The organism is Amycolatopsis sp. NPDC102522, from assembly GCF_055584485.1.
Map to the genome: position 1 here is coordinate 119,255 of NZ_JBVJLY010000007.1, position 23,015 is coordinate 142,269.

The following is a 23,015-nucleotide window of genomic DNA, read 5'->3' on the forward strand; positions in this document are numbered from 1 at the left end:
TCGTGCCCATCGATCCTTCGGTCGCGATCGGCGCCGACCTCGGCGAGGTGAGCTTCGCCTGGACCGCGTCCGACGTGCAGCTGTATCACCTGGCGCTGGGCGCCGGCGCGGATCCGATGAGCCCGCGGGAGCTGCGCTACACCTACGAGGACGGCCTTCAGGTGCTGCCGACGTTCGCCACCGTGGCGGCGAACCTGCGCGTGTTCGAGCCGCCCGCGGTGTCCTTCCCCGGCATCGAGGTGGACCTCGGGAAGGTGTTGCACGGCAAGCAGGAAGTGATCGCGCACCGGCCGATCCCGGCCTCGGGCAAGGCCGTGGCCCGGACGCGGATCGTCGACGTCTTCGACAAGGGCAAGGCGGCCGTGATCGTGAACGAGACCGTCGCCACCGATTCCGACGGGACTCCATTGTGGACGCTCCGGTCGAGCATCTTCGCCCGTGGCGAGGGCGGTTTCGGCGGCGAACGCGGTCCGTCCGATCGTGTCGAACTCCCGTCGCGGGAGCCGGACGCGGTCATCGACACGCCGACGTTGCCGCAGCAGGCGCTGCTCTACCGGCTCTGCGGGGACCGCAATCCCCTGCACGCCGATCCCTCGTTCGCCGCGGCGGCCGGGTTCGACAAGCCGATCCTGCACGGCCTGTGCACCTACGGCGTCATCGCGAAGGCCGTCACCGACGAGTGCCTCGACGGCGACACCTCCCGCGTCGCTTCGTTCTCCGCCAAGTTCGCGGGCGTCGTCTTCCCCGGCGAACCGCTGCGGACCCGCGTCTGGCGTGAGCCCGCGGGACTGCTCGTCACCACGACGGCACCGGACCGGGACGAGGCGCCTGTTCTTTCCGACACTTTCTTGACCACGACAGACTGAATAACCGTACCCGCAGGTAGCGGCTCTGGCTAAACTCGACCGGGTGCGCCCTTTGATCTCCGACCCGTATGCCGAACTCGGCCGGGACTACGCGCGGTCGAGACGCCCCGACCCCCGGATCGCGGCCGCGGTGACAGCCGCTCTCGGAGACGCGCGCTCGGTGGTCAACGTCGGCGCCGGAGCCGGTTCCTACGAGCCGGAAGACCGCGACGTGATCGCTGTCGAGCCGTCGCGGCGGATGATCGCGCAGCGTCCGGGCGCCGCGGCCCCCGCCGTCCAGGCTTGCGCGGAAGGACTGCCCTTCCCCGACGGCGCCTTCGATGTCGGACTGGCGGTGCTCACCGTCCACCACTGGACGGACGTGACCGCCGGGCTGGCCGAGCTGCGGCGCGTGTCCCGTCGCCAGGTGATCGTGACCTGGGACCAGGCGGTGTTCGCCCGGTTCTGGCTGGTGCGGGACTACCTGCCGGAGATCGCCGAGCACGAGAGCCGGCTGGCCTGTCTCGACAGGGTCGTCGAGGAGCTGCGCGCGGCGGGCGAGACCCCCGCGGTCGCTCCGCTGCCGGTGCCCTCGGACTGCGTCGACGGGTTCCTCGGCGCGTATTGGCGCAGGCCGGAGGCTTACCTGTCCGAGCGTGTGCGCGCGGGGATGTCCGGAGTGGCACTGCTGGACCAGAACGTCGTCGCCGACGCCGTCGGCAGGCTGCGCGCCGATCTCGCCGACGGGCACTGGCACCGGCATCACGTCGGATTGCTGGGCCGGACGGAACTCGACCTGGGATACCGGCTCGTCACTACGTGATCGAGTACACAGTGGACACTGTCCGTGGCGTGGACGGCGGTCGACCTCGGGTGCGAGGCGTGGTATTCATGGCTTTCGTGAAAGCAAGGACGGGGGCGGCATGACGGCGGAGTACTTCGTGGTCCGTGGCCAGGTGGAGAAGGGCGATCAGCGGGGCCGGGAACTGGGCTTCCCGACCGCCAACATCGCGCTGCGCGACCAAGACGGCCAGGTCGGCGACGGAGTGTGGGCGGGCTGGGCCGAACGCGCCGACGGCACCCGGATCGCGGCCGCGGTCTCGGTCGGCAGGCGGCCGACGTACTACGGCGCGGACGGCTACCGGCTCGTCGAGGCGCATCTGCTGGACTTCGGCGGCGACCTCTACGGCGAGGTGCTGACCGTGTGGCTGGGGCACCACCTGCGGGAGCAGAAGGCGTATCCGTCGTCGGAGGCGCTGATCGCCGCGCTCGACAAGGACATCGCCAACGCGGGCAAGTGGGCCGCGGACAATCCGGCCGAGGACCTGCCGGACGCCGGCAGCGCCGAGGCAGGCGTCGTCCGCCGGATCAGCCGCGTTTAGTCCTCTGAATGCGGCTTCAGAGGGCCGCGCCGACCAGCATGTAGCCCATCCCGGCGCCCATGATGACCCGGCACACGCGCCGCGACACCTGACCGGATTCGCCGCCGGTACCCGATTCCCTGGTACCCCGGGCCGCCAGGACACCGGCGCGCACGGCGTCCACCGCGAAATACGCGGCCACGACACCGAAGACCAGCGAAAGCCACAGCGCCGAAGTGCCGCCGGGGCCGGACATCACCAGCCACGGACCGTGCGAAACCGCACTGTGCGGCATGAAAGTCACCATGAACAGCATCGCGACGGCGGAGACGGCGTGGTGCCCACAAGCGGTGTGCCCGGACCGCCGCCCCTTCCACCACGAGACGGCGAACCAGCCCGCGGTCAGCGCCAGCACCGCCTGCCAGCCCGCGGCGGGGATCGGGCCGCCCACCGGCGACAGCATCGCGACCATGGCGACGACGAGCAGGAGCTCGGCCAGGTCACCGTTGCGGACCGCCGCGCCGTGGCGCCCGTAGTCCAGCCGGACGAGCCTCAGCACGCAGGGCAGGACGAGCGCGGCGAACACCGCGGTCAGGGTCCACGCGACAACGAGTGGTCCAGACATGTCACCCTCCTGGCCGGTTCCTCCCACCGTCGCAGGTGGCGCACTAGTACACCATCGGGCATCGGGGTGATCTCAGCCCGCGGTCAGGACCAGTCCGCTCGTAGGTACGCCGGTGCCGGCGGTCACGAGCACCCGGGCGGCTCCGTCGACCTGGTTGACGGCGTCACCGCGCAGCTGCCTGACCCCTTCGGCGATCCCGTTCATCCCGTGGATGTAGGCCTCCCCCAGCTGCCCGCCGTGCGGGTTGAGCGGGAGTTTCCCGTCGAGTTCGAGGGTGCCGCCGCCGATGAAGTCCTTGGCCTCGCCCTTCCCGCAGAAGCCGAGTTCTTCCAGCTGCATCAGGACATAAGGGGTGAAGTGGTCGTACAGCACGGCGAGATCCATGTCACCGGGCCCGAGTCCGGACTGCGCCCACAGCTGCCGCCCCACGACGCCCATCTCGGGCAGCGCCGGGAGGTCGTCACGGTAGTAGCTGGTCATCACGTACTGGTCCGGACCACTCCCCTGCGCGGCCGCCGCGATCACAGCGGGCCGGTGCGGCAGGTCGCGCGCCCGTTCCGCGCTGGTGATCACCAGGGCGACCCCGCCGTCGCTCTCCTGGCAGCAGTCGAGCAGGTGCAGCGGTTCGGCGACCCAGCGGGACGCCTGATGGTCTTCGAGGGTGATCGGTTTGCCATAGAACCACGCCTTCGGGTTCGTCGCCGCGTGGGCGCGGTCGATGACGGCCACCCGGCCGAAGTCCTCGCTGGTCGCGCCGTACTCGTGCATGTAGCGCCGGGCGAGCATGGCGACGGTCGCGGCCGGGGTCGCGATCCCCATCGGATAGTGGAACGCGTTGTCGACGCCGGAGGAGTTCACCTGCCCCGCCGCGGCCGAGGACACCTGCCCGAACCGCATCCCGGACCGTTCGTTGAAGGCCCGGTACGCGACGACGACGTCCGCGACGCCGGTCGCGACGGCCATCGCGGCCTGCTGCACGGTCGCCGCGGCAGCGCCGCCGCCGTAGTGGATCCGGCTGAAGAACTTGAGTTCGGGGATACCGAGTTCCCGCGCCACGGCGATCTCACTGTTGCCGTCCATGGTGAACGACACCAGACCGTCCACATCGGACGGCGAGAGCCCGGCGTCCTTCAGCGCGCTCGAAACCGCTTCCGCCGCCAGTCGCAGCTCGCTGCGCCCGGAATCCTTCGAGAACTCGGTCGCACCGATCCCGGCGATCGCCGCCCGTCCGGACAGGGTCATCACTCGCCTCCCAACGTGAGCGCCACGGTACCCACCACGTGCTCACCGAGACTGTCCACACCGGACACCGCGATCACCACGTCGGCACCGTCCCGTTCCGTGACCCGGCCGGTGAAGGTCAGGGTGTCGTAGGCGTAGCAGGGCACGCCGAGCCGGATCTTGATCGACCGCACGAACGCCTCCGGTCCCGCCCAGTCGGTGACGAACTTCTGCACCAGGCCGGTGTCGGTGAGGATGTTGAGGAAGATGTCCTTCGATCCCCTTTGCACGGCGGCGTCCCGATCGTGGTGGACGTCCTGGAAGTCCCGGGTCGCCAGCGCGGTGCTCACCACGAAGGTCGGGGTGGCCTCGATCGTCAGCGGCGGCAACTCGGTGCCGACGGCACAGTCCTTCATCGCGCGACCCTCCAAGCGGGCAAGGTCAGTTCCTCGTCGACCTTCACGAAAGCGGCTTCCACCGCGAGTCCGATGTGGACGGCTTCGGGGTCGGCGTCGAGCAGTTCGCCCATCACCCGGACGCCCTCCTCCAGTTCGACGAGCGCGACCACGAACGGCACGTCCTTGCCGGGAACCTTCGGATGGTGGTGCACCACGTAGCTGTAGACCGTTCCGCGGCCACACGCGACGACGTGGTCAGGCTTGGCGTCGAGGTCGCCGTCCGGCGGCATCGGGCCGGGCGGATGCCGCAGGGTCTCGCCCCAGCACTGGATCCGCAGTTCACCTTCGCGCAGGCCTGCCCAGAAGAACTCGGTGTCCTTGCTGATCACCGGCCGCAGGACCGGGGCGGCCTGCTTGACAGGCTCGGCACCCGGCGGACGGAACTTCAGCACCCGGAACACCATGTCCGCGACGGCCTCGTCGCCGACGTACCAGGTGGTCTTCGTGGTCACGAACCAGCCTTCGCCCAGCGCGGTGCGTTTCGGCCCGACGACGCTCTCCAGCTTCGCCGTCGCCTCGACCCGTTCACCGTGGCGGAGGTAGCGGAAGTAGTTCTGGTCGGAGTTGGTCGCGACGACCGAGGTGAACCCGGCCTCGTCGAGCACCTCCATCATCGCACCGAGCGGGTCGTCCGAAGCCCTGGTCCAGTGCAGCCCGCCCATGGTCCACACCTGCGCCATCGCGGGCGGCGCGACAAGTCCCTTGTGGACGCTCTTGGCGGCGAACTCTTCGTCGACGTACACCGGGTTGCGGTCGCCGATGGCTTCGACCCAGTTGTTCACCATCGCCTGGTTGACAGCGTCGCGGGCGGCCCTCGGCGCGGACTCCCCTTGTGCGGCGATACGTTCGGCCGCTTCCTGGATGCTCATCGGGGCACCTTCGGCAATCCGAGCCCGGCGGTGGCGATCAGCTCGCGCTGGATCTCGTTGACGCCGCCGCCGAAGGTCAACACCAGATTGCGTTTGGCCACCACGTCCAGCCACCGTGCCAGGTCCGCGGTCTCGGCGTCGGCCTGATCGCCGTGTCGCGCCACGATCTCCTCCAGTCTCCTGGCCAGCCGCTGGATGCGTTCGGAACCGAAGATCTTGGTGGCCGACGCATCGGCCACCGCCACCGGTCCGGTCGCCGACGAGGCCGCGACCTGCCAGTTCAGCAGTTCGTTGACCCTGGCGGTCGCCAGGGCTTCCGCGAGGACGCCGCGGACGTCGGGAACCTGGAGCAACGGTGTGCCGTCCGGGGTCTTCCGGGACGCCGCCCAGTCGCGGACCCGGTCGTGGAGACCGCCGATGCGCCCGGCGGGGCCGAGCATGACGCGTTCGTGGTTCAGCTGGGTGGTGATCAGCCGCCAGCCCTCGTTCTCCTTGCCCACCAGCATGTTCGCGGGCACCCGGACATCCGAGTAGTAGGTGGCGTTCACGTGGTGCGCGCCATCGCAGGTGATGATCGGCGTCCAGGAGTAGCCCGGATCCCGGGTGTCCATGATGAGGATCGAGATGCCTTTGTGTTTCGGCGCGTCGGGCGCGGTCCGCACGGCGAGCCAGAGGTAGTCGGCGTCATGACCGCCGGTGGTGAAGGTCTTCTGGCCGTTGACGACGTACTCGTCACCCTCGCGCACGGCGGTGGTCCGCAGCGCCGCGAGGTCCGTTCCCGCGTCGGGCTCGGTGTAGCCGATGGCGAAATGGACCTCGCCCGCGAGGATCTTGGGCAGGAACAGGGACTTCTGTTCCTCGGTGCCGAAAGCCTGCAACGTCGGCCCGACGGTCTGCAGCGTCACCGACGGCAGCTGGACGTCGGCCCGAGCGGCCTCGTCGACGAAGAGGTGCTGCTCGATCTCGCCGAAACCCCGGCCGCCGTACTGTTCCGGCCAGCCGACGCCGAGCCAGCCGTCACGGCCCATCCGCCGCACGATCTCGCGGTACACCGGGCCGTGCCGCTCGCGCAGCATCGCGCGCCGCTCGTCGGCGCTCACCAGTCCGGCGAAGTACTTGCGCAGTTCGGTTCGCAGCTGCTGCTGCGCCGCGGTCAGTTCGATCAGCATCATCACCCCGCCACCAGTTCGCCCAAGGCGGCCAGCCGATGCGAGGCGCCGCCGAGCGTTCGTCCCAGATCCTTGACCGCCGACGAGAATCGGTGCAGCGGATACGTTTCGTCCACGCCGATCCCGCCGTGCAGGTGATGACAGACGGCCAGCGCCTCGGGCGCCTCCTCCGCCAGCCAGTACGCCGCGATGTCGAGTTCCGCTTCGGCGTCGAGCCCCGCCGCGAGCCGCCAGACCGCCGAACGCGCGGCCAGCTGGACGGTCCTCGACGCGACGTAGACGTCCGCGATCTGTTGCGCCACCGCCTGGAACGCCGCCAGCGGGCGCCCGAACTGCTCGCGTTCGCCGACATGCTTGGTGGTCAGCGCGAGCGCGCCGGCGAGCAGTCCGTCGCCGAACGCCACGGTGCCCGCGAGCGCGAACCGGTGCAGCGTCGCGATCGACTCGCCGGGGCCGTGCCCGTTGAGGAGATCGGCGTCGGTGACGATCACGGAGTCCAGCGTCACCGTGTAGTCCGGTGTGCCGGAAGAGGTTCTCGTCGGGGTCAGTGTCACGCCGTCGGCCCGCGGATCGATCAGGAAGACGCCGGTACCGCCGGGCAGCGAGACGGGCGTGAGGATCCGGGTGGCCTCCGCCGCGAACGGCACACCGACCTTGACCCCGCTCAGCCGCCAGTCCCCGGCCGATTCCGCGACGGTCGCGGGCCGGGTGGTGAACGGCGCGGAAGGTTCGTGCAGCGCGGCGGTGAGCACGGATTCACCCGCGGCGACAGGCGGGAGCAGCGACGCACGCTGATCCGGTCCGCCGAGCGCCGCGACCGGCAGGACACCGAAGGCCAGCGACGCCAGCGCGGGAGTCGGCGAGGCGACGCGGCCGAGTTCGGTCAGCACCAAGGCGACTTCGGCGACGCCGAGGCCGTCACCGCCGAGTTCGGCGGGCAGCGCCAGCGCGAGCAGACCGGCGTCGGCGAGCGCGCGCCACGTGTCCGCGGGCTCGCGCTCCTTGCCGAGCACGCGCGCGGTCAGCGCGGTGACCTCGGTCTGCGTCTCGTCGAACTGGAAGTCCACACTGGCTCCTCACCGGGGCGAACGGGCACAATACTGAAACCTGTTCTAGTCTTAACCGGAAGGAGCCCGGACGGCAACCCCCACGGGAAACGGAGGCGGCGCGAAAGCTCAGGGCGTGGCTTCGAGCAGTTCCTCGAGAGCGCCGGGGAAGTGGTCGGCGAGCGGCCACAGGTCTCCGGTGAGTTCCCGGGCGCCGAGCAGGCCGACGTCGACCCGGCCCGCGTTGGACAGCACGGTGACGTTGAGCCCGGCGCCGTGGAACACCGGGCCGAGTGGGTAGAGCCCGGTGATCCGGCAGCCCAGCAGGTACAGCGGCAGCGGCGGGCCGGGCACATTGGACACCACCAGGTTGTGCACCACCGGATGCCGTTCGGCCAGGCGCAGTGCGGAATACGCGCGCACCGCGAGGCCGAACATGGTCGCCGCCGAGAACTGGGCCCAGTCTCCGAGCATGTCGGCGTGGATGTCGTGGTGGTGGTCCTTGGAGAGCCTGTTCGACTCCGCGAGCATGAACACCCGCGCGGCGGGATCCTCCAGATGGGTGGGCAGCGACGCGAAGAACGCCGAGACCTTGTTGCTGCCGTGGTCGCGTTCGGTGCGTCCGTGCACCGACACCGGCACGGTCGCCACCAGCGGATCTTCCGGCAGTTCGCCGCGTTCGCGCAGGAAACGGCGCAGCGCGCCGGAAACGACCGCGAGGACGACGTCGTTGACGGTCACCCCGAAGGCGTTCTTGATCCGCTTGACCTCGTCGAGGTCAAGTGAGGTGTACGCGACGCTGCGGTGCGCCGTGATCGTCCCGTTGAACGACGTGCGCGGCGCGGTGAACGGAACCGGCATTCCCTTGCCCTGCAAAGCTTTACCGAGCCATTTCGGCACCAGTTCGAGCAGGTCCGGGAGAAGTTTCACCACCTCCACCGGGCGTTTCGCGAACGACGTCAGCCCCGCGCCGAGCAACGCGCGCCTGCCGGGAACGCCCCCGTTGTGGCGATCGTCACGCGCGATCTCCGGCGGCGGCGCGTCCGGTTCGAGGCCGGCGAGATAGGTGATCAGACTGGCGCCGCTGACCCCGTCGACGCTGGCGTGGTGCATCTTCAGCAGGACCGCGATCCCGCCGTCCGCCAGGCCTTCGATGACGTACAGCTGCCAGAGCGGCTGCGCGCGGTCCAGCCGTTGTCCCGCGATGTGGGCGCACAGCTCGGCCAGTTCGCGCCGGTCACCGGGCGCGGGGACGCCGATCCGGTGAACGTGGGCCTCGAGGTCGAAATCCTCGTCCTCGACCCAGACCGGATGCGTCAGGTTCCAGAGTGGATTGTGCAGCTTGCGCCGGAACGCCGGGATCAACTGGACCCGTTCGGCCAGTTTCTCCTTGAAGCGCTCGAAGTCGTAGCCGCCGGGCATGGTCGAACCGTCGCACGTGAGCAGCCCGCATACGTGCAGGACCTGGGCCGGTGTCTCCAAGTAGAGGAAACTCGCGTCCAGACCGCTCAATCTCTGCATAAGAATCACCTTAAGTGAACTTTGCAACCGGTTCTAGGCGGTCACCCGACGGTAGGATCGGTGCCCATGCAGCCGAGTTTCGTCGTCCGCCAGGCACTCCAGCTCGCGCTCACCGCGAACGCGCTGAAGCCGCCGAGAGGTGCCCGGACGGCGGTCCCGGCGTTCTTCGCGGGCTGGCTCACCGGGGAGCTCGCCCCGCATCTGCTCGCGCTCACCGCGGCCGACGCGGCGGCACACGTCGCTCGGCACCGGGGCGGATCGAGCAAGGCCGGACTCGCGCTCGCGGCGGCGTCGGCGGCCGGACTGGGCGCGCTGATCACGCAGTCCCAGCGAGCCCGCGACGAGATCGAGACAGCGCTGGCCGAAGGCATCGGCGAGGCTTACGCCGGCGAACTCGGGCACCCGCCGAGCCCGACCGACCTCGCCACCCCCTGGGGCCAGCTGGCCATGCCGTTCCGCATGCGCGACCCGGAGGTCCGGCGGACCCGGAACATCGCCTACGCGCCCGGCGGGAAACGGTTCCTGCTCGACGTCTACGCCCCGCGCGAGCCGGTCACCGGCGCGCCGATCCTGCTGCAGGTGCACGGCGGCGCGTGGGTGATCGGCAACAAGGACCAGCAGGGTCTGCCGCTGATGCTGCACATGGCCAAACGCGGCTGGATCTGCTTCGCGATCAACTATCCGCTCTCCCCCGCCGCCCGCTGGCCGGCGCATATCGTCGCGGCGAAACGCGCGCTGGCGTGGATCCGGGACAACGCCGAGTCCTACGGCGGCGACCCGTCCTTCGTCGCCGTCACCGGGGGTTCGGCGGGCGGGCACCTCGCGGCGCTCCTGGCCTTGACCGCGAACGACCCGGCACTGCAGCCCGGCTTCACCGAAGCGGACACGAGCATCCAGGCGTGCGCCCCGCACTACGGCGTGTACGACTTCGCCGCGACAAGCGGGCGGCGCTCCAGCCAAACCCGGCTGAAGACACTGATCGCCCGGCACGTCTTCGAGGCGGACAGGGATCCGGTGCACTTCCTCGACGACTACATCGCGGCGTCGCCGCTGGACCGGATCACCGAGGACGCGCCGCCGTTCTTCGTCATCCACGGCGTCCACGACTCGCTGGTGCCGGTGGGCGAGGCCCGCGAATTCGTGCGGCGTCTACGGGAGAAGTCCCAGCGGGAAGTCGCGTACGCGGAGATCTCCGGCGCGCAGCACGCCTTCGACGTCTTCCCCTCGATCCGCAGCGCGCACGTGGTCCGCGGGGTGGAGCGGTTCCTGGAGTGGAGTCACCGGACCCACCCACCGGCGCAATTGCGGTAGTTGCACGAGCAAGGACCGCAACCAGAGGACGAAACGCGGCGGGTCTAGGGCGGGTAGATCACGTCCGTCGGCCGCGTGGACGGCGGGCCGTCGACCCGCCAGCCCTCGCCGTCGCGCACGAAGCGGTACCAGCGTTCGTCACGGCCGTAGCGCAGTTGAAGGCCGCCCTGGGTGATCCGGTTCCGCCAGATCTTCGGCGCACCCGGCAGACCCGATTCGACGAGGTCCGCCTTGGCCTGCGCGAGCGGCGCCTGCCCTGGCGGCCAGACCTCCCGGACCACCGCCATCCCGCCACGGCCCGCCTCACGCCACGCCTGCGCCCAGACAGCCAGCTCCCGCACCCCGACCCCGGCGGCCTCCGCGAGTTCGGCGACCATGCCTGGATCGACCGCCGCCGCCCGGCGCGCCAGGTCTTCCTCGAACGACAGCTCCGCCTCGCGCTCGGGCCCCATGACCAGCAGTTCCCAGGCCCGCGCGGCAGCGTCTGCGGCCAGTTCCGCGAACGTGTCACTGCTCCAGCCCGTGCGATGCGGCGGATCGAGGTCCAGGACCGCGGGCGGGCCGACCGTGCCCGGGACGGCCAGTCGCGGCGGCAGTGCGGCTATCCGCCGGGTGTAGGCGCGTTTCGGGTCCACCCCGGGCGCGGCGGGGGCACGCACCCGCTTGCCCGGCTCGCTCGCGGGGGCCCGGCGGGCCCGCAGTTCCGCGAGGACGGCTTCCCTCGGCCTGCCGCGCAACAGGAACAGCACGAACGGATCGGTGTCGACCTCGTCCGCGACCAGGTAGTACACGGCGGCGACGTGCTTGCACGGGTTCGCGCTGTCGGGACACGAACACTTCGGGCGCAGGTCACCGGGACCGGGCAGCAGGTCCGCGCCGGCGGCCCGCGCGTCCTCGGCCAGCTCACCGGGCAGTTCGCCGTCGAGCAGGGCGGCGACGTGTCCTAGCCGGGAACCGGCCATGCCGAGCAGGCTCTCCCACTGTGCCTCGGTGAACGCCCGCATGTGGATGGTCACCCGGTACGGCACCGCCCGGCTGCCCTGCACCCAGGCCGTCACCTCGCCCACGCCGACCACGAGCTTGCTGACCGTCCCCTTGCGCGCGTACGTGCGCCCGCGCGGCAGCCGGTTCGGGTCGAGTTTGGCGCGGTCTTCCAGGGCTTCGACCCACGCCTCGCCCCACCAGGTGTTGCCGAAGGTGCGCCGTTTCCGTCCGGTCGCGCCGGGCATCAGGTCTCCCCGAGCCGGACGAGGTCGGCGAGTTCGTCGTCGGACAGTTCGGTGATCCAGTTCTCTCCCGCGCCGATGACCGCGTCGGCCAGCCCGCGTTTGGTCTCCAGCACCGTGGCGATGCGCTCCTCGAGCGTGCCTTCGGCGATCAGCCGGTGCACCTGGACCGGCCTGTCCTGCCCGATCCGGTACGCGCGGTCGGTGGCCTGGTCCTCGACCGCCGGGTTCCACCAGCGGTCGTAGTGGATCACGTGGGTGGCCTTGGTCAGGTTGAGCCCGACGCCGCCCGCCTTCAGCGAAAGCAGGAACACCGGAACCTCGCCCGCCTGGAACCGGGCGACCATCTCCTCCCGCGCCTTGGGCGTGCTCGACCCGGACAGCAGCATCGCCGGCAGCCCGCGTTCGGCCAGGCGTTTCTCCAGCAGGCGGCACAGCTGGACGTACTGGCTGAACACGAGCACGCTGTCGCCCTCGTCAAGGATGACGTCGAGTAGTTCCTCGAAGGCGGCGAGCTTGCCGGAACGGCCGTGCAGCGCACCGGGTTCCTTGAGGTACTGCGCCGGGTGGTTGCAGATCTGCTTGAGTTCGGTGAGCAGTTTGAGCACCTGTCCGCTCCGTGCCATCCCGTCCAGCTCGCGGATCATCGCGAGGTTCTCCCGGACCACGGCCTCGTACAGCGTCGTCTGCTCGGCGGTGAGCGGGACGAACCGGTCGGTCTCGGTCTTGCGCGGGAGTTCGGGGGCGATGTCCGGGTCGGTCTTCTTGCGGCGCAACAGGAACGGCCGCACGGTCGCGGCCAGTCGTTCGGTCGCGGCGAGGTCCCGGTCGCGTTCGATCGGACGGGCGACCTTGCGGCGGAACCCGTCGAGCGAGCCGAGCAGACCCGGCGTCGTCCAGTCGATGATGGACCACAGTTCGGTGAGCCGGTTCTCCATCGGTGTCCCGGTCAGGGCGACCTTCGCGGCGGCCGGGATCTTCCGCAGTTCCTTGGCGGTGACCGAAAGCGGGTTCTTGACGTGCTGCGCCTCGTCGGCGGCGATCATCCCCCAGTCCACTTCGGACAGTGCCGCGCGATCCCGGCGGAGAACGCCGTACGTGGCGAGCACGACCTCGTCCGGCGCGACCTCGTCGAGATGCCGCCCACCGCCGTGGAACCGGCGTACCGGGATGTCCGGCGCGAACCGGGCGAATTCGCGTTCCCAGTTGCCCAGCAACGACGTCGGGCACAGGACGAGCGTGGGCCCCTCCCCGCGCGGACGGCGGTGCAGATGCAGGGAGATGAGCTGGATCGTCTTGCCCAGCCCCATGTCGTCGGCGAGGCACGCGCCGAGGCCGAGCTCGGTCATCGTCGCCAGCCAGGCAAGACCCGCTTTCTGATACGGCCGCAGGGTGGCCTTCAGTTCGGCGGGCTGCTCGATCGGTTCCGCGGCGCTGTCACGGATGCGCTGGAGCAGGCCCGTCACCGCCGACGGGGCGGTGAACTCGACCTTCTCGCCGTCCAGCTCCAGCTCGCCGGTGAGCGCCGCGGCCAGCGCCTCGGCCCCGGACAGCTTCTTCGTGCGATGAGCGCGCACCTTCGCGATCAGGCGCGCGTCGACCTTGACCCATTTGCCCCGCAGCCGCACCAGCGGCCTTTTCGCCTCCGCGAGCGCGGTGACCTCGGCGTCGGTGAGCTCCTCGTCCCCGAGGCTCAGCCGCCAGCGGAACTGCAACAGGCTCTTGAGCGTGAACGTGGGACCGGTGACACTGCCCGGGGCCTGCGTCGCGCTCGCCTTCGCCTTGAGCTCGTTCGCGAACAGATCCTTCGGCCACTGCACCTCGATGCCGGCGCCACCCAGCGCCGCGTCGCCGTGGGTCAGCAGGTCGACGACCTCTTCGTACTCCAGCGCCAGCTCGGTCGGCGCGGCCGACTGGAGGATGCGGCCGAGCGGCGCCCACGCCCTGGCGCCACGGCGCAGACCGAGCAGCAACTGCGTCTCGACCTGCTCGCCCATCCGCTCCAGGATGGCTTCGGGCGCGTCCCACAGTGTCGCCGCTTCGACGATCAAGCTCGGATCGACGGCGCTTCGCACGGCGAGAACGGCCGCGAAAGCGGGCTCTTCGTCGGGGCTCTCGGGCTCGTGCACCTCCATGCGCAGGACGAGGTGCGCGCCCTGCGCCTGCCGGGCGCTCAGTTCCGCCAGCCACGCGGCACCGTCCGGCCCGACCAGCGTCGGCTCGGCCGAGGCGAACGCCGGACCGCCCGCCGCGACGCTCGCGGCGGGCGTGCGGACCAGCACGTCCGCCGTCGCGTCCCAGAACGCGCGGATCAACGACTCCGGCGAGTGCAGCCGGATCCGCTTCAGCCCGGACAACGGCAGCGCGTGCGCCTCGGGCGGCAACGCGGCGGCGAGCCCGCGCAGCATCTCCTCGTCGGCGACGTCGAGCGGGCCGACCCGCCACGAATCCACCCCGCCGGGTGACGCCGCGGGCAGCAGCCTGCCGCGGGCGATGAGGTTCACCCCGGCCTCGGCGACGGCCGACCACGCGGCGATGGCCGGGCTCAGCTCGCCGTCCGCTGTCAGCAGCCGCGGAATCGCACGTGACAACGGGACGAGCGCCGCGTCGACCTTCGTGCGCCGGAAGACCTTTCCCACCGGCAGCACGAGTTCGATCGCGGTGTCACCCGCTGTGCCGTCTCCCCAGAGCGCCAGTACACCGTCCCGCGGGGGATCCGAGGGGACGAAGGTGGCTTGGGTTCCTGTGCCGAACTCCACGCCCCGCACGCTAGAGCACGGGACCGACAGCGGGCCGGCGGCGGTGCTATGAAAGGCCCGTTACTCGCAAAATTTGCGAGTAACGGGCCTTTCATAGCACGCGAAACGGCCGTGACCGGGACTTTCAGGACCGTGGAAGTCCCAGCAGCCGCTCGGCCGTCAAGGACAACAGCACCTGCGTGGTACCGCCCGCGATGCTGAGGCACCGGGTCAGCAGGAACTCGTGCTGCGCGGGGTCACCGGCCACGAGCGCGTCGTCGCCGAGCGCCTCCAGCGCGAACTCCGCCACCACCTGCCGATGCCGGACACCCAGCAGCTTGCGCACACTCGACTCGGCACCCGGGTCCTGCCCATCGAGTCGCCGCAGCGTCGCCCGCAGGTCCAGGACCGAACACGCGCTCCCGTCGGCGATCAGTGCGCCGAGCCGCTCCCGATCCGCGTCATCGCCGAGGGTGGCGAGCAGGTTTTCGACGCCCTCCCCCACCGCGGACCCGCTGCCGAGGGCGACGCGCTCGTTCGCCAGCGTCGTCCGCGCGAGCCTCCAGCCGCCGTCGACCTCGCCGACCACCATGTCGTCCGGGACGAAGACGTCGTCGAGGAACACCTCGTTGAAGACGGCGTCGCCGGTGATCTCGCGCAATGGGCGCGTGCTGATCCCCTCGGCGGTCATGTCGACGAGGAAGTAGGTGATCCCCTTGTGTTTCGGCACGTCCGGATCGGTGCGCGCCAGGCAGATCGCCCAATCGGCTTCGCGCGCGAGCGAGGTCCACACCTTCTGGCCGTTCAGCAGCCAGCCGCCGTCGGTACGCCGGGCCGTCGTGCGGAGTGACGCGAGATCGGAGCCCGCCTCGGGCTCGCTGAACAGCTGGCACCAGGTGATCTCGCCGCGCAAGGTGGGCGCGGCGAACCGTTCGCGCTGGGCCGGGGAGCCGTGTTCCAGCAGCGTCGGCACGGCCCAGGCGCCGATGACCAGATCGGGGCGGCGGACGCCCGCACCGGCGAGGGCGGCGTCGATCCGCACTTGTTCGGCGGCCGTGGCGCCCCGGCCGTACGGCGCGGGCCAGTGCGGGGCCAGCAGGCCCGAATCGGCCAGCGCGACGCGTCGTTTCGGCTCAGGCAGGGCGGCGATTTCCCCTACCAGGTCACGGAGTCCGGCGTCTTCCCCGACCTCGACGCTCAACGTACGGCGGTCGCCGCGCAGCGCGAGTTCGGCGGCGCGGCGGCGCCAGCGGGCGGACCCGCCGAGCCACTGCCGCAGGGCCACGGCGCGGCGCAGGTAGAAGTGCGCGTCATGCTCCCAGGTGAAGCCGATCCCGCCGAGGATCTGAATGCAGTCCTTCGCGTTGGCCACGGCCGCGTCGAGCGCCCTGGCCGCGGCGGCCGCCGCCGCCAGGGCGTGCTGCGCGGGGTCTTCGGCCGCCCTCGCCGCGTCCCACGCGAGCGCGTCGGTGGCTTCGGCACGGCAGAGCATCTCCGCGCACAGATGCTTGATCGCTTGGAAAGACCCGATGGGACGGCCAAACTGCTCTCGCACCTTCGCGTACTCGACAGCGGTCCGAAGACACCATCGGGCGATCCCCGCGGCTTCGGCGGCACCGAGCGTGGCGGCGTAGGCGTCAACGGGAAGCGCCTCGAAAACCGCTTCGGGGCGCACCTTCGCGCACCGGACACGACCGACCGGCCGGGACACGTCGAACGGGTCGCACTCCTCGATGTCCACTCCGGACGTCCCGGGTGGAATGAGCGCGGAGACGTCGCCGTCGGAGACCAGCGTCCACGCCGACGGGTGAACGTCGAGAGCCGGACCCGACTCGCCGTCGACGACCGAACCGGAGACGCGGAAACCCGGACCGAGCACCACCGACAGCCGTTCGGTCCCGTCCGCGAGACCGGGCAGGATCTCCTTGGCGGCCTGGGGAACCGTCGCGAGCAGCGCACCACCCAACGCCGTCCCGAGGACTGGACCGGGCACGAGCGCTTCGGCCGCTTCGGCGAGCCCGGCGGCCAGATCGGCGAGCGTGCCGCCGGCTCCGCCGACGTCTTCGGGAATCGCCACGCCGAACAGGCCGAGTTCCGCCAGCCCTGGCGGCGGTTCCGCGATCCGGCCGCTCCGGACGGCGTCGACGGGGCGGGCGGAAGCCGCCCAGGCCCGGATCGACGCGGCCAGCGCCGCCTGTTCCTCGGTGAGCGCGATCGACACGGGTGGGACCTCCTCGCAGACCTACCCGCGAGTGTAGAACGTGTTACAGTTTCTTGCCCAGTGGGTCACGTCTTGAACAGTTCGTCCGCTTAGGTACGCTACGCGGGGAAAGTGGAACAAGTTACGAAGATCGTTCGATGAAGGGGGACGTGGCGATGCCAGGGAAGGCCAAGGCGCCCACGAGCGCGAAGGCGCGAAGCGGCAACGGTCTCTCCGCTCTGGGCGGCGAGGAACTCGGCTCCGCGGCACAACGCGACCGGCGGCGCCGCATCATCGACGCGACCCTGACGCTCGCCGCGAAGGGCGGGTACGACGCGGTCCAGATGCGGGCTGTCGCCGAGAAGGCGGACGTCGCGCTCGGCACGCTGTACCGCTACTTCCCCTCGAAGATCCACCTGCTGGTTTCCGGGCTGGCCAGGGAATTCGAGCGCGCGCAGGAGAAACTCGACCGCGCGACCATCCCCGGCGACACCCCGAGCGAGCGGCTCATGGTCGTCCTCGGCCGCAACACCCGGCTGATGCAGCGAGACCCGCACCTCACCGAGGCCATGGTCCGCGCCTTCATGTTCGCCGACACCACCGCGGCCGCCGAGGTCGAGCAGGTCGGGCGGCTGATGGAGAACATGTTCGCCAAGGCCATGGGCATCGAAGACCCGACCGAGGCCGATCGCGACATCTTCCACGTGATCGCCGACGTCTGGATGGCGAACCTGGTCGCCTGGGTGACCCGCCGCGCCTCCGCCGCCGACGTCGCGAACCGGCTGGAGCTCTCGGTGCACCTGCTGCTGGACAAGAACGTCTGACAACCTCGCGAGTGGCAAGGACGGCTAGAACCAAGGGTGTCTTAGGTACCTACCGGATTCTGGCTGCGGTTGATCGCAGGTTCGGTCCGTGAAGGACCCCTTCCCGCGACTCAGCCGAAGAAACTCGACCTTCACACCTCCCCCAAGTACGTGAAGGACCCCTTCACTGCGCTAGGCGCAATGAAGGAGTCCTTCACGTACTTCAGGCGCGTTACGCGGTCAGCTTCGGCAGCACGTCCCGGCCGAAGGTCTCGATGAACTCGTCCTGATTCCGGCCCACGTTGTGGACGTAGATCCGGTTGAAGCCGGCGTCGACGTACTTCTGCAGTGCCGCGCGGTGCACGTCCGGGTCGGACGAGACGACCATGCGGCCCTCGAAGTCCTCACGCCGTACCAGTTTCGCCATCTGCGCGAAGTCGAACGGCGAGCGGATGTCGGCCTTGGGGAACTTCATGCCGCCGTTGGGCCACTGGTCCATCGCGTTGGCCCACGCCGTCTCGTCGTCCTCGGCCCACGACAGGTGCACCTGCAGCAGCTTCGGCATCGAGTCCGGGTCCTTGCCCGCCTTGCGCGCGCCGGTGCCGAAGTTGTCGAGGATCCCCGCCAGCTTCTCGATCGACGCGCCCGGCGTGATCAGCCCGTCCGCGAGTTCGCCGGTCTTGCGCGAGGTGTACGGGCCCGCCGACGCGATGTAGATCGGCGGCGGCTCGTCCGGCAGCGTCCACAGCCGGGTGGTGTGCAGCTTGAAGAACTCGCCGCTGTGCTTGACGTCCTTGCCGGTGAACAGCTTCCGGATGACCTCGAGCGCCTCGAACATCCGCCGCACGCGCTCGGGCGCCTCGGGCCAGTAGCCGCCGATGACGTGCTCGTTGAGCGCCTCACCGGAGCCGATGCCGAGCCAGGTCCGACCCGGGTAGGTCGCCTCCAGCGTCGCCGCGGCCTGCGCGACCATCGACGGATGCAGCCGGAACGACGGGCAGGTCACGCCCGGTCCGAGGTCGCCGGTGGTGTTCTCCGCCAGCGAGGCGAGCACGCTCCAGACGAAGGAAGCTTCACCCTGTTGGGGGACCCACGGCTGGAAGTGGTCGGCGGCCATCTGGCCGGAGAACCCGTGTTGTTCGGCCAGCGCCGCCAGCCGGATCGACTCGCGCGGCGAGAACTGCTCGAGCGCCGCGGCCAAGCCGATTTGAACCTCAGTCACGCCTGCTGCCCCTTTCGAAAGCTCTCAGCGACCTTCGCGTACTGGTCGAGTCGTTCCAGTGTGGCCGCTTCGGGCTCGGTCGGCAGGAACAAGGTGGCCTCGTCGACGCCGCCCTCCACCAGGTTGTTCAACGCGTCCTCTTCCGGGGAGGCACCGAACGCCGAGAACTTGACGTCGCTCCGGCCCTGGTCGGCCAGCCACTGGCGCGCCCGGCGAAGTTCCTCGGCCGGGGTGTGGGCGTGCGGCAGCCAGCCGTCACCGAAGGCGGCGATCCGCCGGAGCGCCTTCTCCCCCGCGCCACCGATGTAGATCGGCGGATGCGGCTTCTGCACCGGCTTCGGCCACGCGAAGATCGGGTCGAAGTCGATGTGCTTGCCGTGGAACTCGGCCTCGTCCTTGGTCCAGATCTCCTTCAGCGCGGCGAGCTGTTCGTCTACGAGCGCGCCCCGCGTCTTCGGGTCGGTGCCGTGATTGCGCATTTCCTCCCGGTTCCACCCGACGCCGACGCCGAACATGAACCGGCCCCGCGAGACGAGGTCGAGCGAGGCGACCTCTTTCGCCGTGTGGATGACGTCGCGCTGCTGCAGCAGCGCGACCCCGGTGCCCAGTTTCAGGTTCGACGTGGCGCCGGCCGCCGCCGTCAGCGCGACGAACGGGTCCAGCGTCCGGTAGTACACGCGCGGCAGCTCGCCACCGCCCGGATACTGCGATTCCCGGCTGACCGGGATGTGCGAATGCTCCGCGATCTGGAGCGAGCTGAACCCGCGCTCCTCGGCGGCGGCGGCGAGGACGTCCGGCCTGATGCCTTCGTCGGTGATGAAGGTGGCGATTCCGATCTGCATGTTCAGCAACTACCCGAACACGCCGCGCGATATTCCCGCGCCGCTAGGGCATGTTTCACAAGTCTGTTCGATGGGCTTCGTGATCCAGGTGGCTCCTGACGGTGCGGGCGGATCGCCCTCGTACCGGGTTTGTACTCGGGCGCATCCGCCCGTGCCGTCAGGGGACACCTGGGCGCGAAGACCGCGAACAGACTTGTGAAACGCACCCTAGACGTTGCGCCGGTACTGCCCGCCCACCTCGAAGAACGCCTCGGTGATCTGACCGAGCGAGCACACCCGCGCCGCGTCCATCAGCACGCCGAACAGGTTCCCGCCCCGGGTCGCCGCCTCGCGCAGCGTCTTGAGCGCGACCTGCGCGTCGGCGTGGTGCCGGTGCTGGAAGTCCTCCAGCCGGTGCAGCTGCGACACCTTCTCGTCCTCGGTCGCCCGCGCCAGTTCGACCTCGACGTCGTTCTCGCCGCCGTGCGGGTTGCGGAAGGTGTTGACGCCGATGATCGGCAACGTGCCGTCGTGCTTCTGGCGTTCGTAGAGGATCGACTCGTCCTGGATCTTGCCGCGCTGGTAGCCGGTCTCCATCGCGCCGAGTACGCCGCCACGTTCGGAGATCCGGTCGAACTCCAGCAGGACGGCCTCTTCGACCAGGTCGGTCAGCTCGTCGATGATGAACGAACCCTGCAGCGGGTTCTCGTTCTTCGACAGGCCCCATTCCTTGTTGATGATCATCTGGATGGCCATCGCCCGGCGCACCGAGCTCTCCGACGGCGTCGTGATCGCCTCGTCGAAGGCGTTGGTGTGCAAGGAGTTCGCGTTGTCGTAGAGCGCGCACAGCGCCTGCAGCGTGGTGCGGATGTCGTTGAAGCTCATCTCCTGCGCGTGCAGCGAACGGCCCGAGGTCTGCACGTGGTACTTGAGCTTCTGCGAGCGCTCGTTCGCGCCGTAGCGCTCCCGCATCGCGACCGCCCAGATCCGGCGCGCGACCCGGCCCAGCACCGTGTACTCGGCGTCCATGCCGTTGGAGAAGAAGAACGACAGGTTCGGCGCGAAGTCGTCGATGCTCATCCCGCGCGCGAGGTAGCTCTCGACGTAGGTGAAGCCGTTCGACAGGGTGAACGCCAGCTGCGAGATCGGGTTCGCCCCGGCCTCGGCGATGTGATAGCCGGAGATCGACACCGAGTAGAAGTTCCGCACGCCGTGGTCGATGAACCATTCCTGGATGTCGGCCATCATCCGCAGGCTGAACTCGGTGGAGAAGATGCAGGTGTTCTGCCCCTGGTCCTCCTTGAGGATGTCCGCCTGCACGGTGCCGCGGACGTTGCGCAGCGCCCACTCGCGCAGTTCGGCGGCCTCGGCTTCGGACGGCTCGCGGCCGTGCTCGGCCTTGAACGCCTCGACGCGCTGGTCGATCGCGGTATTGAGGAAGAACGCGAGGATCGTCGGCGCCGGGCCGTTGATCGTCATCGACACCGAAGTGCTCGGCGACGTCAGGTCGAAGCCGTCGTAGAGCACCTCCATGTCCTCCAGCGTCGCGATGGAGACGCCGGAGGTGCCGACCTTGCCGTAGATGTCGGGGCGGGTGTGCGGGTCGTGCCCGTAGAGCGTCACGGAGTCGAAGGCGGTCGAAAGGCGCTTCGCCTCGGAGTCCGCCGAAAGGAGCTTGAACCGCTTGTTGGTGCGGAAGGGGTCGCCCTCGCCGGCGAACATCCGCGCCGGGTCCTCGCCCTCGCGCTTGAACGGGAAGACGCCCGCGGTGTAGGGGAAGTATCCGGGCAGGTGTTCGCGGCGCAGGAACGACAGCAGCTCGCCGGACTCGGTGTAGCGCGGCAGCGCCACGCGCGGGATCCGGTTGCCGGACAACGTGTCGCGCCAGAGCTGGGTGTGCAGTTCCTTGTCGCGGATCTTCACGACCAGTTCGTCGGCGCGGTAGGACTCCGCGAGCTCGCCGAAGCGCGCCAGCAGATTCGTCGACTCACCGTCCACATCGGACTCGGCAGCGGCGAGCAGCCCGTCGAGCGCGTCGGTGCTCGCGTCGACGGCGGCCAGCGCCTCCTTGGCGACGGCGAGGTGCTCACGCTTGCGGAGCGCGGCGACCTGCTGCTCGGTCTTGGTGTGATAGCCGCGGACGGTGTCGGAGATCTCCGCGAGGTAGCGCGTCCGGTTGGCCGGGATGATCGTGCTGGCGTCGGTCGAAACCTTGCCCTCGACCTTCGGGAGCACGCCGGGCGAGACGGTCAGGCCGCGCTCGGCGAGAGTGTCGCGCAGGTGCTGGTAGAGCGCGGTGACGCCGTCATCGTTGAACTTCGCGGCGCTGGTGCCGTAGACCGGCATCTCCTCGGGCGAGGAGCTGAACGCCTCACGGTTGCGGACGAGCTGGCGCGCGACGTCGCGGCGGGCGTCCTCGGCGCCGCGGCGCTCGAACTTGTTGATCGCGACGGCGTCGGCGAAGTCGAGCATGTCGATCTTCTCCAGCTGCGACGCCGCGCCGAACTCCGGCGTCATGACGTACAGCGACTGGTCCACGTAGTCGACGATGCCGGCGTCACCCTGGCCGATACCCGGCGTCTCGACGATCACGAGGTCGAAGCCCGCCGCCTTGCAGGCGAGGATCGACTCGGAGAGCCCGGTGGGGATCTCGCCACTGGTGGTCCGGGTGGCCAGCGAGCGGAAGTACACCGGGCTGCCGTCGAGGCAGTTCATCCGGATGCGGTCGCCGAGCAGCGCTCCCCCGCCCTTGCGGCGCGACGGGTCGACGGCGAGCACGGCGATGCGGAGCTTGTCCTCCTGGTCCAGCCGGAACCGGCGGATCAGCTCGTCGGTGAGCGACGACTTGCCCGAACCACCCGTTCCGGTGATGCCGAGGACCGGCACGGTCCGCGACTTGGCGGTCTCGGCGATCTTGTCGAGCCAGTCCTGCGGCAGCGCCTCGCGCTGAAGCTGCGTGATGACGCGGGACAACGCCGGGATGTCACCCGAAAGCAGTTTGTCCAGCGAACCCGGCGACTGCGCGGACAGATCCGTGTCGCAGGCCTTGATCATCAGGTTGATCATGCCCGGGAGGCCCATTTCGTAGCCGTCCTCGGGCGAGAAGATCCGCGCGACACCCCGCGAGTGCAGCAGGTCGATCTCCTCGCGGACGATGACGCCGCCGCCCCCGCCGAACACCTTGATATGCCCCGCGCCGCGCTCGTTGAGCAGCTCGACCAGGTAGCTGAAGTACTCGACGTGCCCGCCCTGGTAGGCGCTGATGGCCACGCCCTGGACGTCTTCGGCGATGGCCGCGGTGGCGACCTCGTCGACCGACCGGTTGTGCCCGAGGTGCACGACCTCCGCGCCCTGCGACTGCAGGATGCGCCGCATGATGTTGATGGACGCGTCGTGCCCGTCGAAAAGGCTCGACGCCGTCACGAACCGAACGGGGTTCACGGGCCGGTGCAGGTCGCTGCTCATCTCTCCAAAATACTAGGACTTCCTACTGTTTTAAACCCACCCACTTGCGTGATGGCGCTCTCACTAGTCCTTGACAGATCAACTCGCACCAGTATATTCAACCAAAAGGTTAAA

18 protein-coding genes are annotated in these 23,015 nt (G+C 69.7%); 5 read left to right on the forward strand and 13 right to left on the reverse strand.

Going from position 1 to position 23,015, the window contains the following annotated elements; translation table 11 throughout:
* Nucleotides 1–2: 2 nt before the first annotated feature.
* The 3 genes from ACZ6YV_RS18930 to ACZ6YV_RS18940 all read left to right on the forward strand — a co-directional run bounded on the left by ACZ6YV_RS18930 (nt 3) and on the right by ACZ6YV_RS18940 (nt 2,227).
* Nucleotides 3–866 (forward strand): MaoC/PaaZ C-terminal domain-containing protein, encoded by an 864-nt coding sequence (locus tag ACZ6YV_RS18930; protein ID WP_465510828.1) that lies wholly within the window; start codon nt 3–5, stop codon nt 864–866.
* A gap of 52 nt (nt 867–918) precedes the next feature.
* Nucleotides 919–1,668, forward strand: coding sequence for a class I SAM-dependent methyltransferase (locus ACZ6YV_RS18935; protein WP_465511023.1), 750 nt, complete (start codon nt 919–921; stop codon nt 1,666–1,668).
* A 100-nt stretch (nt 1,669–1,768) separates the two neighbouring features.
* Nucleotides 1,769–2,227 (forward strand): riboflavin kinase, encoded by a 459-nt coding sequence (locus ACZ6YV_RS18940; RefSeq protein WP_465510829.1) that lies wholly within the window; start codon nt 1,769–1,771, stop codon nt 2,225–2,227.
* A gap of 16 nt (nt 2,228–2,243) precedes the next feature.
* On the opposite strand, the gene ACZ6YV_RS18945 is transcribed toward ACZ6YV_RS18940, so the two are convergent.
* The 7 genes from ACZ6YV_RS18945 to ACZ6YV_RS18975 all read right to left on the reverse strand — a co-directional run bounded on the left by ACZ6YV_RS18945 (nt 2,244) and on the right by ACZ6YV_RS18975 (nt 9,115).
* Entirely contained in the window at nt 2,244–2,831 is a 588-nt protein-coding gene (locus ACZ6YV_RS18945; protein ID WP_465510830.1) for a DUF5134 domain-containing protein, read from the reverse strand.
* A gap of 72 nt (nt 2,832–2,903) precedes the next feature.
* The gene (locus ACZ6YV_RS18950; RefSeq protein ID WP_465510831.1) at nt 2,904–4,073 is read right to left on the reverse strand and encodes a lipid-transfer protein; all 1,170 of its coding nucleotides are present in this window, start codon (nt 4,071–4,073) and stop codon (nt 2,904–2,906) included.
* Nucleotides 4,073–4,468, reverse strand: coding sequence for a MaoC family dehydratase (locus tag ACZ6YV_RS18955; RefSeq protein WP_465510832.1), 396 nt, complete (start codon nt 4,466–4,468; stop codon nt 4,073–4,075). Before ACZ6YV_RS18955 ends, ACZ6YV_RS18950 begins: the two co-directional genes overlap by 1 nt.
* Complete coding sequence (locus ACZ6YV_RS18960) at nt 4,465–5,379, reverse strand: bifunctional MaoC family dehydratase N-terminal/OB-fold nucleic acid binding domain-containing protein (protein ID WP_465510833.1); 915 nt, start codon at nt 5,377–5,379, stop codon at nt 4,465–4,467. Before ACZ6YV_RS18960 ends, ACZ6YV_RS18955 begins: the two co-directional genes overlap by 4 nt.
* Entirely contained in the window at nt 5,376–6,548 is a 1,173-nt protein-coding gene (locus ACZ6YV_RS18965) for an acyl-CoA dehydrogenase family protein (protein ID WP_465511024.1), read from the reverse strand. Before ACZ6YV_RS18965 ends, ACZ6YV_RS18960 begins: the two co-directional genes overlap by 4 nt.
* A gap of 2 nt (nt 6,549–6,550) precedes the next feature.
* Nucleotides 6,551–7,615, reverse strand: coding sequence for an acyl-CoA dehydrogenase family protein (locus ACZ6YV_RS18970; protein ID WP_465510834.1), 1,065 nt, complete (start codon nt 7,613–7,615; stop codon nt 6,551–6,553).
* Nucleotides 7,616–7,723: 108 nt separating this feature from the next.
* Nucleotides 7,724–9,115, reverse strand: a complete 1,392-nt coding sequence (locus tag ACZ6YV_RS18975; RefSeq protein WP_465510835.1) for a WS/DGAT/MGAT family O-acyltransferase — start codon at nt 9,113–9,115, stop codon at nt 7,724–7,726.
* A gap of 66 nt (nt 9,116–9,181) precedes the next feature.
* Here ACZ6YV_RS18975 and ACZ6YV_RS18980 point away from each other — a divergent pair, with 66 nt between their 5' ends.
* The gene (locus tag ACZ6YV_RS18980; protein WP_465510836.1) at nt 9,182–10,426 is read left to right on the forward strand and encodes an alpha/beta hydrolase fold domain-containing protein; all 1,245 of its coding nucleotides are present in this window, start codon (nt 9,182–9,184) and stop codon (nt 10,424–10,426) included.
* Nucleotides 10,427–10,470: 44 nt separating this feature from the next.
* Here ACZ6YV_RS18980 and ACZ6YV_RS18985 read toward each other — a convergent pair whose 3' ends face one another.
* The 3 genes from ACZ6YV_RS18985 to ACZ6YV_RS18995 form a co-directional block, all read right to left on the reverse strand.
* Entirely contained in the window at nt 10,471–11,655 is a 1,185-nt protein-coding gene (locus ACZ6YV_RS18985; protein WP_465510837.1) for an SWIM zinc finger family protein, read from the reverse strand.
* Nucleotides 11,655–14,420, reverse strand: a complete 2,766-nt coding sequence (locus tag ACZ6YV_RS18990; protein WP_465510838.1) for a DEAD/DEAH box helicase — start codon at nt 14,418–14,420, stop codon at nt 11,655–11,657. The genes ACZ6YV_RS18985 and ACZ6YV_RS18990 overlap by 1 nt, the downstream gene beginning before the upstream one ends.
* A gap of 115 nt (nt 14,421–14,535) precedes the next feature.
* Complete coding sequence (locus tag ACZ6YV_RS18995) at nt 14,536–16,611, reverse strand: acyl-CoA dehydrogenase family protein (protein WP_465510839.1); 2,076 nt, start codon at nt 16,609–16,611, stop codon at nt 14,536–14,538.
* A gap of 155 nt (nt 16,612–16,766) precedes the next feature.
* Here ACZ6YV_RS18995 and kstR point away from each other — a divergent pair, with 155 nt between their 5' ends.
* Entirely contained in the window at nt 16,767–17,414 is a 648-nt protein-coding gene (gene kstR, locus ACZ6YV_RS19000) for a cholesterol catabolism transcriptional regulator KstR (RefSeq protein ID WP_039796120.1), read from the forward strand.
* A 211-nt stretch (nt 17,415–17,625) separates the two neighbouring features.
* Here the strand turns inward: kstR and ACZ6YV_RS19005 are convergent, their stop codons facing one another.
* The 3 genes from ACZ6YV_RS19005 to icmF form a co-directional block, all read right to left on the reverse strand.
* Nucleotides 17,626–18,615 carry a TIGR03557 family F420-dependent LLM class oxidoreductase gene (locus ACZ6YV_RS19005; RefSeq protein ID WP_465510840.1) on the reverse strand — a complete coding sequence of 330 codons (990 nt, stop codon included), beginning with the start codon at nt 18,613–18,615 and terminating at the stop codon, nt 17,626–17,628.
* Nucleotides 18,612–19,457, reverse strand: coding sequence for an LLM class F420-dependent oxidoreductase (locus ACZ6YV_RS19010; protein ID WP_465510841.1), 846 nt, complete (start codon nt 19,455–19,457; stop codon nt 18,612–18,614). Before ACZ6YV_RS19010 ends, ACZ6YV_RS19005 begins: the two co-directional genes overlap by 4 nt.
* 207 nt (nt 19,458–19,664) lie before the next feature.
* A complete protein-coding gene (gene icmF / locus ACZ6YV_RS19015; RefSeq protein WP_465510842.1) occupies nt 19,665–22,901 on the reverse strand; it encodes a fused isobutyryl-CoA mutase/GTPase IcmF in 3,237 nt (1,078 codons plus the stop codon).
* Nucleotides 22,902–23,015: the final 114 nt, after the last annotated feature.